The organism is Pseudoalteromonas agarivorans (assembly GCF_024518735.1).
Classification (GTDB): domain Bacteria; phylum Pseudomonadota; class Gammaproteobacteria; order Enterobacterales; family Alteromonadaceae; genus Pseudoalteromonas; species Pseudoalteromonas atlantica.
In genome coordinates this window covers 435780-447218 of record NZ_JANIGJ010000001.1, presented here as the reverse complement: position 1 = coordinate 447218, position 11439 = coordinate 435780, and the positions used below count along the sequence as shown (strand labels likewise).

At 39.1% G+C, this 11439-nt stretch carries 11 protein-coding genes; 4 read left to right on the top strand and 7 right to left on the bottom strand.

Annotated features, from left to right (window positions below; translation table 11 throughout):
- Window positions 1-345: 345 nt before the first annotated feature.
- The 3 genes from NQT65_RS01955 to NQT65_RS01945 all read left to right on the top strand — a co-directional run bounded on the left by NQT65_RS01955 (window position 346) and on the right by NQT65_RS01945 (window position 3399).
- Window positions 346-1632: a citrate synthase gene (locus NQT65_RS01955; RefSeq protein ID WP_126007169.1), complete on the top strand. Its 1287-nt coding sequence runs from the start codon at window positions 346-348 to the stop codon at window positions 1630-1632.
- 110 nt (window positions 1633-1742) lie between these two features.
- Window positions 1743-2969, top strand: a complete 1227-nt coding sequence (locus NQT65_RS01950) for an aminotransferase class V-fold PLP-dependent enzyme (protein WP_256850366.1) — start codon at window positions 1743-1745, stop codon at window positions 2967-2969.
- A 13-nt stretch (window positions 2970-2982) separates the two neighbouring features.
- Window positions 2983-3399 carry a SufE family protein gene (locus tag NQT65_RS01945; protein WP_004586688.1) on the top strand — a complete coding sequence of 139 codons (417 nt, stop codon included), beginning with the start codon at window positions 2983-2985 and terminating at the stop codon, window positions 3397-3399.
- A gap of 1 nt (window position 3400) precedes the next feature.
- On the opposite strand, the gene tcdA is transcribed toward NQT65_RS01945, so the two are convergent.
- Genes tcdA through NQT65_RS01910 form a run of 7 tightly spaced genes read right to left on the bottom strand, consistent with a single transcriptional unit; the run spans window position 3401 to window position 10862 of the window.
- The gene (tcdA, locus tag NQT65_RS01940) at window positions 3401-4204 is read right to left on the bottom strand and encodes a tRNA cyclic N6-threonylcarbamoyladenosine(37) synthase TcdA (protein WP_004586689.1); all 804 of its coding nucleotides are present in this window, start codon (window positions 4202-4204) and stop codon (window positions 3401-3403) included.
- Window positions 4205-4876: a TIGR01621 family pseudouridine synthase gene (locus NQT65_RS01935; RefSeq protein ID WP_256850365.1), complete on the bottom strand. Its 672-nt coding sequence runs from the start codon at window positions 4874-4876 to the stop codon at window positions 4205-4207.
- 2 nt (window positions 4877-4878) lie between these two features.
- Window positions 4879-5640 (bottom strand): 3-deoxy-manno-octulosonate cytidylyltransferase, encoded by a 762-nt coding sequence (gene kdsB, locus NQT65_RS01930; RefSeq protein WP_256850364.1) that lies wholly within the window; start codon window positions 5638-5640, stop codon window positions 4879-4881.
- Window positions 5628-5825 (bottom strand): Trm112 family protein, encoded by a 198-nt coding sequence (locus tag NQT65_RS01925; RefSeq protein ID WP_004586692.1) that lies wholly within the window; start codon window positions 5823-5825, stop codon window positions 5628-5630. The genes kdsB and NQT65_RS01925 overlap by 13 nt, the downstream gene beginning before the upstream one ends.
- On the bottom strand, window positions 5815-6795 hold the full coding sequence (lpxK, locus tag NQT65_RS01920; RefSeq protein ID WP_256850363.1) for a tetraacyldisaccharide 4'-kinase: 981 nt from the start codon (window positions 6793-6795) through the stop codon (window positions 5815-5817). Before lpxK ends, NQT65_RS01925 begins: the two co-directional genes overlap by 11 nt.
- The gene (gene msbA, locus NQT65_RS01915) at window positions 6792-8537 is read right to left on the bottom strand and encodes a lipid A export permease/ATP-binding protein MsbA (protein WP_004586694.1); all 1746 of its coding nucleotides are present in this window, start codon (window positions 8535-8537) and stop codon (window positions 6792-6794) included. Before msbA ends, lpxK begins: the two co-directional genes overlap by 4 nt.
- A gap of 60 nt (window positions 8538-8597) precedes the next feature.
- The gene (locus NQT65_RS01910; protein WP_256850362.1) at window positions 8598-10862 is read right to left on the bottom strand and encodes a DNA internalization-related competence protein ComEC/Rec2; all 2265 of its coding nucleotides are present in this window, start codon (window positions 10860-10862) and stop codon (window positions 8598-8600) included.
- Between NQT65_RS01910 and NQT65_RS01905 the strand changes: the two genes are divergently transcribed.
- Window positions 10842-11354 (top strand): DUF2062 domain-containing protein, encoded by a 513-nt coding sequence (locus NQT65_RS01905; RefSeq protein ID WP_024033538.1) that lies wholly within the window; start codon window positions 10842-10844, stop codon window positions 11352-11354. The genes NQT65_RS01910 and NQT65_RS01905 overlap by 21 nt on opposite strands.
- Window positions 11355-11439: the final 85 nt, after the last annotated feature.

Sequence of the window (11439 nt, the reverse complement as noted above, 5' to 3'; positions counted from 1 at the left end):
GGAACTATCAAAGTAAACGTGTCAATACAGCAAAAGTTCACAAATCTGCAAAAATTACGCTGTAAAAATATGTTTACCTAAATACAAAGCGGTTTAAAACCTCCGATAGTATATATACCCAAAGGTTGTTTTACAATTCTTGTTTAGTTAGAGACGTTTGCGAATTAGCCGATAGTATAATATTTAATTAATACCGAATATTTATTATACATATATGCATAATGTTTATAAAAATTGACTTTAACCCCCTCTTTCACGTTAAAATGCGAAGATGTGCTTAAAACAAGATTTCAGAACTTTAAAAATCTAAAAATCAGAATAGATATCTTAATAGGAGATACATAGATGGCAGATAAAAAAGCCACAGTCCATATTGATGGACTAGATCCAATCGAACTTCCAATTTATCAAGGCACTGCTGGCCAAGATGTGATCGACGTACGTACGTTAGGTTCACACGGTCACTTTACTTATGACCCAGGTTTCATGTCGACTGGCTCTTGTGAATCTGCAATCACCTACATTGATGGTGGTAAAGGTGTATTACTTCACCGTGGTTACCCAATTGAGCAATTAGCTGAAGACTCTAACTACATCGAGCTTTGTTACTTACTATTAAACGGTGAGTTACCAACTAAAGAGCAATACGATGTATTTGCAAAAGAAATCACGCATAACACCATGCTTGATGAGAAAATTGCTAACTTTTTCCAAGGTTTCCGCTTCGATGCTCACCCAATGGCAATGCTATGTGGTGTAGTAGGCGCATTATCTTCTTTTTACCACGAAGATCTTGATATTACTGATGCAAGCCAACGTAAAACAAGCGCGATTAAACTTGTCGCTAAATTACCGACTATTGCAGCTATGGCGTACAAAACAAACATTGGTCAACCGTTTGTTTACCCACGTAACGATTTAAGCTACGCAGAAAACTTCTTACACATGATGTTCTCTGTACCGGCTGAAGAATACAAAGTTAACCCTGTGACAGCTAAAGCAATGGATAAAATCTTCATGCTTCATGCTGATCATGAGCAAAACGCTTCAACGTCAACAGTTCGTTTAGCGGGTTCTTCAGGCGCTAACCCATATGCTTGTATTGCAGCGGGTATCGCATCTCTTTGGGGCCCTGCTCACGGCGGTGCTAACGAAGCATGTTTAAACATGTTAGAAGAGATTGGTTCTGTTGATCGTATTGATGAGTACGTAGCAAAAGCAAAAGATAAGTCTGATCCATTCCGTCTTATGGGCTTTGGTCACCGTGTTTACAAAAACTTCGACCCACGCGCTACAGTAATGCGTCAAACGTGTCACGAAGTATTAGAAGAGCTTAACATTCAAGATCCGCTTCTTGATATTGCAATGAAGCTTGAACAAATTGCCCTTGAAGACCCATACTTTGTAGAGAAGAAACTTTACCCTAACGTTGATTTCTACTCAGGTATTATCTTAAAAGCGATTGGTATTCCAACAAGCATGTTCACTGTAATTTTTGCAATGGCACGTACTGTTGGTTGGATCACTCACTGGGATGAGATGCTATCTCAACCTGGTCATAAGATCAGCCGCCCTCGTCAAATGTATACTGGTTACACTCAACGTGACTTCGTATCAACTGACAAGCGCTAAGCTTAGTTAGTTAAAAAAGGCCGCTTTTGCGGCCTTTTTTGTGCGCTTTGCTTGTCAATTTTATGAAACCGATTACAATCCCTGCCTAAATTTATAGATGTTGAATAGCCATGCCTTCTCAAGAGTTTGATATAACAAAAATTCGCAACGACTTCCCTACTTTAAACCAAACCCTTAATGGCAACCCTTTAGTTTATTTAGACTCTGGCGCAACCTCGCAAAAGCCACAGAGCGTTATTGATGCAACCACTCGCTTTTATAATTTAGGCAACGCAAACGTTCACAGAGGCCGCCACACTTTAAGCGAGCGCGCTACAGAGCAATATGAAGAAGCAAGATTAAAAACAGCGGATTACTTTAACGTAAATGCTAAAGAAATCGTCTGGACAAAAGGCGCAACGGAGGCGCTAAATTTACTTGCTCATGGCCTCCAAAGGCAAATTACTGGTGAAGATACGGTATTAATTACCCCCCTTGAGCACCACGCTAATATTGTTCCTTGGCAGGTATTAACGCAAAATACAGGGGCTACGCTATCTGCACTTCCCCTTGAGCAAAACGCGACGTTTAATATAGCGCGCTGTATAGACATGATCACACATACTAAAGCAAAGGTGCTGTGTATCAGCCAAGCGTCTAACGCATTAGGTAATATTACCAATTTAGCCCCATTAATAGCTGCAGCGAAAGCAGTCGGCACGTTAGTTGTTGTTGATGGCGCACAAGGAGCCATGCATTTACGCCCTAATTTAAAGCAGCTTGGATGCGATTTTTATGTATTCTCAGCGCATAAAATGCTTGGCCCTACGGGTGTAGGGGGCTTATATGGTCGCTATGAATTACTTAATGCGCTTACCCCGTATCAAACGGGTGGTGAGATGATAGATACTGTAACGCTTGAAAAAAGCACCTACAGAGACGCTCCTGCTAAATTTGAGACCGGCACCCCAAATATAGCCGGCGTCATTGGCTTCAGTGCAGCAATTGATTATTTATCAGCCCTAAACATACAACAGTTACAGCGCCATGAGCAGGCTATTTTTAATTATGCAGCTACACAGTTGAGTAAAATTAACGGTATTACTATTTATAGCGACCTAAACAACAATATTGGCACCCTTAGTTTTAATTATAAAAGTGAACACCCTTACGATTTGGCAACTTTGCTTGACGGATTTGGTATTGCAGTACGCAGTGGACACCATTGTACGCAACCATTAATGCACCATTTAGGGGTAAAAGGCACTGTTCGAGCAAGCTTTGCATTTTATAATACCCATCAAGATGTTGATAATTTGATCAATGCCTTGAAAGAAACGATTGAATTATTAGACTAATTTAGGATAACTCATGACAAATACGTTTAAAAACGTAGTAAAACCTATACAACAGGCGCAGTCTTGGCAGCAAAAATATCGCGAAATAATGCTTCTGGGCAAAACACTTCCCGCTTTAGCCGATGTACTTAAAACCGATGACGCGCTTGTGCCAGGGTGTGAGAGCAAAGTGTGGATGTTTATGGAGTTTGACGATAGCGAGAATCGTTTAGTAGTTATTGGCGACTCAGACACCCGCATTGTAAAAGGCTTATTAGCGATAATTTTAGCGCTTTATAATGGCTTAACACCTGAAGAAGTCGTGAATATTAATGCGTATGACGAATTTGAAAAGTTAGGCTTGATTAAACACCTTAGTGCATCACGAGGGAACGGAATAAAAGCCATGGTCGAGGCAATTCAAAGCATGGCAACTAACAAGCTCAATTAAACTATTGAGCTTGTTGTAAACGCTGTTTTTTATCTAAATATTTACGTACCGCTTTAGCCGCTACAAAAAAGCCAAAACTTCCGGTGATCATAGTTACCGAGCCAAACCCGTTATTACAATCCATATTCATTGTACCATCAGCATTTTGTTTAGCGTGGCATACACTGCCATCACTGCCTGGGTAAACAAGTTGCTCAGTTGAGTACACACAATCAATATTAAATTTGCGTTTAGGGTTGTTACTAAAATTATATTGTTTGCGTAAAATATAACGCACTTTAGCAAGTAGCGGATCTTGCGTGGTTTTAGCCACATCACCAAATGTTATTTGGCTAGGATCAGTTTGCCCACCCGCACCGCCAGTAGTAATAATAGGCATTTTATTGCGCTTACAATGAGCAATAAGCGCTGCTTTTTCTTTAACTGCATCAATACAGTCAATAACGTAATCAAAACCTTGAATATGCTCACGAATATTTTCAAGAGTAATAAAGTCATCTATCACAGTTACTTTACACTCGGGGTTTATCAGTTCGCAGCGACTTTTCATTGCATCTACTTTGGCTTGGCCAATACTGCCGCTAAGTGCATGAATTTGCCTATTTACGTTCGTCGCGCAAATATCATCTAAATCAATTAAAGTGATTTTACCCACGCCTGTACGTGCTAAAGCTTCGGCGGCCCAACTTCCTACACCGCCTATCCCTACTACACAAAAATGGGCTTGTTGTAGCCAGTCAAATTGTTGGTTACCGTATAGGCGTTTGATCCCGCCAAAACGAATATCTGTTACTTTTTCGCTCATTTACCAATCCAGTTGCCACGGCGATTGCCATGCTTGAAATTCTTGTTGATTAATTAATTGCTGGTACTCATCACCCGTAGTAGGTAGCAAAGAGCAATTAATTTGCTCCCCATGCCATAAAAAACTTAACGCATAGGCATGAAGATACGCCCGCTCAGCTGCGCTGCCACTATAAAGTGTATCGCCTAAAATTGGCGCCCCTAAACTTTTTAATGCTACTCTAAGTTGGTGGGTTTTACCCGAATACGGCTTTAAAATATACGCTCTAAACCCCGGCTTATAACTAAAAGAATAAAAGCGAGTAATAGCCGGGTTTTGCAGGGTCGGTAAAAGCTTAAACATGCCCCTGCGAGACTTAGCCATATCACCTTTTATCCACCCTTGCTTTTTTTTAGGTTTAGCATTGCTGATTGCTAAATAAAACTTGTTTATTGCATGCTCAGTGAAAAGAGACGTAAATTTAGCAGCGGCTTCTTTATTGCGACTAAGAATAATAAGGCCAGATGTCACTTTATCAAGGCGGTGAACAGCAAATAATTTTTCGCCGGTTTGCTGCTCAGCTAATACCACAAACCCTTTTTCACCTTCTGAGTGAAAATTAAGCCCCGCTGGTTTTTCAAATATATAAAAATCAGCGTGGCTAAATACTATGGGTAATTTACTTTTAACCATTATTAGGCTTGCTTAGCTTTTAGGTAGGCAATCACTTTTTCTAAATCCTCGGCCGTATCAACCCCTGCATGTGGTGTTACTTTGGCCTGCTCAATTTTGATAGCGTAACCATGGTACAACACTCTAAGTTGCTCTAGCGACTCAAGTACTTCAAGCGGCGATACACTTAGCTCAATATACTGCTTAATGAAGCCCGCACGATAAGCATATATACCCACATGGCGCTGAAAAGGCGTTATATCTAACACACTGTCGCTATTTAACATTGCGCTTCTGTCAAACGGAATACTGGCACGTGAAAAGTACAACGCATTTTTATTAATATCACTAACAACCTTCACGGCATTAGGATTAAACACTTCGTCTTGCTCTTCAATGGCTACACTTAATGTTGCCATTGGCGCGCTTGAATTATTTAGTAAAGTGGCAACTTGCGATACGTTTTCGCTGGCAAGTAATGGCTCATCGCCTTGTACATTGACCACTAAGGTTTCTGCGTCTAGCTTAAGTAAGTCAACAACTTCTGCTAAACGTTCGGTACCCGATTGATGATCTTCTCGCGTCATCAGTACATTGTTTGTGAACAATTTAACAGCATCAAAAACTTTTTGATGATCGGTTGCAATAACCACTTTACTTGCACCTGACAAACACGCTTTTTCATACACGTGTTGAATCATAGGTTTACCGCATATGTCAGCTAATGGTTTGCCAGGCAAACGGGTAGACGCGTAACGTGCAGGTATAACAACTACGAATTCCACTTATCAACCTCATCTTGAGATAGCTCGCGCGCTTCATTTTCTAAAAGTACCGGTATATCGTCGCGTACTGGGTATGCAAGTTTAGCTGCAGTACTAATAAGTTCTGCATTTTCTTTATCAAAACGAAGCTTTCCTTTACACACAGGACAAGCAATTATTTCAAGTAATTTTGTATCAAAGGCCATTGAGGATCCCTTTTTGTTTTAATAATAAATCTAATTTATGTATTACAGCGTCTGTAGGTTTTGCATTTACGGGTAGGTAGTACCAAGTATCTTTTGCAAAGTCTCTACATTTTACTGCATCTTTTTCTGTCATTAATACGTTATCATCATTAAATTGAGTAAAATCAGCCATGCTATAAGCATAGTGATCTCTATAATGATGAGTCGAAAGCAGCTGAATATTTTGACCCTTTAATGAATCTTCAAAACGTTGTGGGTTACCAATGGCACTTACCGCATGGCCTTTTTCAATTGTTTTATTCACAGGGGTATTGTTAGCAACGTGTTTAAGTGCACCAGTTTGCAAAACGTAGCTAAGGGATGCATCTCCCCCGTTTTCAATCACTAAATCAACGCTATTTAATCTGTTTGTGGTTTCGCGTAATGGACCTGCAGGCATAACAAAGCCATTACCAAATAGCCTTTGGCTATCAACAATGCAGCACTCTATATCGCGCGCCATTTTATAATGCTGCATACCATCATCTGAGATTATGACATCCACACAAAATTGCTGCTCTAATAATGTAATGTTGGCTTTTCTATCGGGTCCAACAACAAGCGGACATTTTAAGCGATTAAATAAAAGTATTGGCTCATCACCGGCTTGTGCACTTGTTACGCCGCGCTCTACCACCAGCGGGTAACTGTTGGCTTTACCGCCGTAACCTCGGCTGATAATGCCCACTTTTAGGCCTTGCTCTGACAAGTATTCGTAAAGCCATAATACAAATGGCGTTTTGCCATTTCCGCCCACACTTATATTGCCCACCACAATCACTTTAGATTTAGCTTTAAAAGGCGTGGCAAAGCCAACCTTAAAAAACCATTTCCTAATGCTTGAAATTAACCAAAAAAGCGCAGCTAATGGCAGTAAAAGTAGCGTTATAAAACTAAATGGTTTATACCAGCTTTGCTCTATTTTACTCACCCGTGCTCACCAAACTGCATTTTACATAGAGCTGAATAAGTACCATCTTTAGCTAATAAACTTTGATGATCGCCACTTTCAATCACCCGACCACCATCAATAACGTATATTTTGTCGCTGTTCTCAATGGTTGAAAGACGATGGGCGATTACTATAGACGTTTTGTCTTGCATTAGGGTATCAAGAGCTTGCTGAATTAGTTTTTCAGACTCTGTGTCTAAGGCTGAAGTTGCTTCATCTAAAATTAAAATAGGTGCATCTTTTAATATAGCGCGAGCAATTGCTATACGTTGACGTTGACCACCAGAGAGCATCACCCCGTTTTCACCGACCATGGTATTGAGTTGCTCAGGTAGGTCTTTAACAAATTCCCACACGTGAGCTTGTTTAACCACCTCTTCTAGCTGCTGCGGTGTTATTTCGCGGCTTATGCCATAACAAATATTATTGGCAATTGTGTCGTTAAATAACACAACTTGCTGAGATACTAAGGCAAACTGGCGGCGTAAATCGGCCAGTTTATATTTCTCAAGCGCAACGCCATCCAATAAAATTTCACTTGGTGCTTCTAAATCATAATAACGCGGTAATAAATTAGAAATAGTCGATTTACCCGAGCCTGAGCGCCCTACAAGCGCGATGCTTTCACCGGCTTTTATACTTATTGATAGGTTATTTAAAACAGCCTCATCTTTAGTTGGGTATTTAAAGGTAACGTTTTTAACCTCAATTTCGCCCTTCACTTTATCTACGGTGTAAGTACCTTTGTCTTTTTCAATTTCTTCATCTAAAACTAAAAAAATACTTTGCGCTGCAGAAATACCGCGCTGCATATCACTGTTCACGTTTGCTAATTGTTTAAGCGGGCGTAAAAGCATCATCATAGAAGAAATGAGTACCATAAAATCGCCAGAGCTGATTGTATCTATCATTGAAGGCATAGATACAACCCACAAAATAACAGCCATTGCACTTGCTGCAAGCACTTGAATTACCGATACGCTTAACGCTTTAGTGGCATCCATTTTAATACGTTGCTGACGATTATGATTATTGATTTTTGAAAACTGGTCGATTTCTTGTTTTTGCCCACCAAAGCCATGAATAACTTTGTGTCCACTTAGCATTTGCTCAGAGCTACGGGTGACCTGCCCCATTGCAGACTGTATATTTTTTGAAATGTGGCGAAAGCGTTTAGACACAAACGTTACAATAATTGCCACTAATGGAATGATCACTAAAAAAATCAGCGAAAGCTGCCAGCTGGTATAAAACATAAGGGCAAGTAAAAAAACGACAAAAGCGCCTTCTCTTACAACAATTAACAGTGCTTTGGTGATTGCTTGCTGAACTTGTTCTGTATCAAAAGTAATTTTTGAAATTAAATCACCTGTTGAGTTTTTATCATGAAACGAAACAGGCAAATGTAATATGTGTTCAAATAACTGCTGGCGTAACGAACGTACTACTTGCGAGCCTACATAGCTTAGGCAATACGAAGACATAAAATTAAACAGGCCACGCCCTATTACCAGCGCAATTACAACAAAAGGGGCATAAGCTAGCACTTCGCTATTACGTTGGTTTAGGCCTTCATCAATAAAGGGTTTCATTAATTGAATAAATAAAGCATCCATACCCGAATAGCCGATCATTCCAATAATAGCGACGAAGGCAACGCTTTTATAATCACCAACGTAAGAAATCAACCGTTTATAAATTTGTGTAGTACTTTGACTCATATTACTCTCGTTATACAATTACAGCCCTTATTGTATCCTTCAAACCGTTAAAACTAAACGTCAATCTTCTATAAACCAATAACTTTCGTTTTTGCGCGCCGTTGTCACTTTAAAGCTATCTTGATAAATACTTACCGTAATTTGCCCATCACGTGCCGTAACATACTGTTTAGCATTTATTGCTTTGTAGCGCGAAACCACTTTTTCACTGGGAAATTGCCATTGGCCTTGAAATGCTGTTGAGTGAATAACCGTATGCGGATTTACATGGTTGATAAATTCCGTGCTTGAAGACGTATCGCTGCCATGATGAGGGCTTAAAATCACATCGGCCTGTAATGAGTGAGTTTTAATAAGGCTCAGCTCACGTGCTTTAGAAATATCACCCGTTAATAACATAGTAAGTTGGGGTGATTTGATTAAAAGCACACACGAATTATCGTTTTCGTTATTAAATGTGCTATCAGCAAAGCTGCTAATGCGCAATCCATTAAAGTTATAATCTAAAGAGATACACTGTGTGGTTGTGCCGTGTGGGTGAAAACGCTTAAAGCTTTCACCAAATCCTGCATTAATAAAATGTGCTGCGCCCCCTGCATGATCGTTGTCTTGATGGCTTATTATTGCATCACTGACGGTTAAGTTATGTGTTTTCAAATAAGGAATTAACACACTGTATGTACGGCTAAAACGGTTAAAGTAACTCGGGCCAAAATCGTAAACCAGCGCTTGATTGTCTTTTTCGAGTAACGTCATTAATCCGTGCCCAACATCAAACACATGAAATTGCCAAAGAGGTTTTGGTAAATACAGATAATCTATTAATGTAACGCATAGAGGAATGAGTGCTAAACGTTTATAGGGGCTAAACCAAGCGATCATTATGCATAGATAAGCTGCAACTAAGTACAATGTACGCGGTTTAGCTATATCTAACCATCTGTAATGCCTAGGGATTGCATCCATATACTTAAACAATGTTATAAGTACACTATCGAATAATAAAATGATGGGCGTTATATCTACCACAGCACTTATTATCGTAAATAGCAGCAAAAGTGGCATAATCGCCACGCTTAATAATGGAATTGCCAATAAATTAATAACCAACCCAGCAATACTTACCCCACTAAAATAAATAAGGGTAATAGGCAAAAGCCCAATAAATAAAGCAAGCTGAATAATACACAGCGTTATAAACACGCCAAGCCAATTATATTTAGTTTTAGGAAGGTGCTTTATAACAAGGAAAATAATTGCAACCGCAATAAAAGAAAAATATAAACCTGGGTTTAAAACATTAAAAGGATTGATGAGTAATACAGCGACTAAAGCATATAGAATGCTTCGCCAGCGCAGTGGCTGTTTGGCAATAAAGTAAAGACCTAATACGCAACTTAACATAATAAATGCGCGAGTCGCTGAGAGTAAAAATTCACTTAAATACACATATATAAATGCCGCTAACCAGCCGATAAAACAATAAACAATAGTTAAATTAATAGACTGCAATACATTAATTTTCAAAATGTATGCTGTGTACTTACTCAGTAAATAAAAACAGCTGAATATAAGCCCTATGTGCAACCCTGAAATGGCTAATAAATGGCTGAGCCCTAAACTTTGCATTGTTTGTTTATTTTCAAACGACATCAGTGATTTATCACCACTAAGCAATGCATAATAAAGCCAGTTAAGCGTTGTTTTTTGATAAGTGTGTTTTAAAAATGACCTGTATTTATAAATTATTGAAGGTGAAGCCGTGTTATTAATGCGCAATTGCTTATTAAGTACTTTGCCTTTAAATAGTATGCGTTGTTTAAAGGCATGCACATTATTATCAAACACACCGATATTTTTAATTGTTCTGAATTTTTTCAGCGCTATTGTTGCCTCAAAAGTATCGCCCTGCTTAATAAGCTGTGCAGAATCGACACTTAACATGGCTTTAGGTGCTTTAAATTTGTGTATTTCATCCCCATTTAACTTTAATAACGTTGCTTTTATATACTGTGGTTGCTTTGCAGAGATAACGTCATCAACGAGAATTGTGGCAGGGTAAGCATAGTTATTTTCATCATTTGGCAATGTATAGCTATAAAACAGGTAAAAGTGCACAACAATGCAGCAAATAGCTAAAATAAACCCTAACAAAACATTCAAAAACGGCTTAAAATAGGCGCTCGCAATAAGGACAGATATTGTGATGACTGTAAATTCATGGGTTTGATAATAAAATACGGTTGAAATACAACCTATTACAAATCCAAGACTAATCCACACTGAAGTAAATGGTTGCTTGAAATGCCTAAGAAAACGATCCAACGATTTTTACCTGATCCTAATAAAATTAGGCATCATAAAACACTTAGAATATTCGGCCGCCTATTACAAGACGCCAACCTATGGCATTTAAACAGACGCTCTGCAAGGGGCGCATTTGCGGTTGGTTTATTTTTTGCGTTCATCCCTGTTCCTTTTCAAATGGTTTTAGCCGCTGCGGCAGCTATTGTATTTAGAGTTAACTTACCTATTTCTGTGGCATTAGTGTGGCTTACCAACCCACTGACTATGCCGCCAATATTTTACGGCTCATACCTTGTAGGTACGCTTGTTTTAAATCAACCAGAGCAGCATTTTGCATTTGAAGCCAGTTGGGCATGGTTCTTAGAAAGCCTTTCTACCATCGGTCCTGCATTTTTAATTGGCTCACTGGTGTGCGCTTCTGTTGCCGCTATTATTGCTTATTTAGGTATTGATATAATTTGGCGACGCTCTGTGCGCAAAGCCTGGTTAGCGCGAAATACTAATACGTAATAAAGCCAACTATTAAAGTGTTCAAATAGAATGACTTAATGAAGCAAATTGAAATAACTAATTAACGCCAAGCACTTTATTATAG

Bases quoted from the DNA above. Each gene is read 5' to 3' on its own strand.
- NQT65_RS01925 (WP_004586692.1), bottom strand. From the start codon at position 5,825: ATGGCCTTTGATACAAAATTACTTGAAATAATTGCTTGTCCTGTGTGT.
- NQT65_RS01950 (WP_256850366.1), top strand. From the start codon at position 1,743: ATGCCTTCTCAAGAGTTTGATATAACAAAAATTCGCAACGACTTCCCT.
- NQT65_RS01905 (WP_024033538.1), top strand. From the start codon at position 10,842: ATGCCTAAGAAAACGATCCAACGATTTTTACCTGATCCTAATAAAATT.
- NQT65_RS01935 (WP_256850365.1), bottom strand. From the start codon at position 4,876: ATGGTTAAAAGTAAATTACCCATAGTATTTAGCCACGCTGATTTTTAT.
- msbA (WP_004586694.1), bottom strand. From the start codon at position 8,537: ATGAGTCAAAGTACTACACAAATTTATAAACGGTTGATTTCTTACGTT.
- NQT65_RS01945 (WP_004586688.1), top strand. From the start codon at position 2,983: ATGACAAATACGTTTAAAAACGTAGTAAAACCTATACAACAGGCGCAG.
- NQT65_RS01955 (WP_126007169.1), top strand. From the start codon at position 346: ATGGCAGATAAAAAAGCCACAGTCCATATTGATGGACTAGATCCAATC.
- tcdA (WP_004586689.1), bottom strand. From the start codon at position 4,204: ATGAGCGAAAAAGTAACAGATATTCGTTTTGGCGGGATCAAACGCCTA.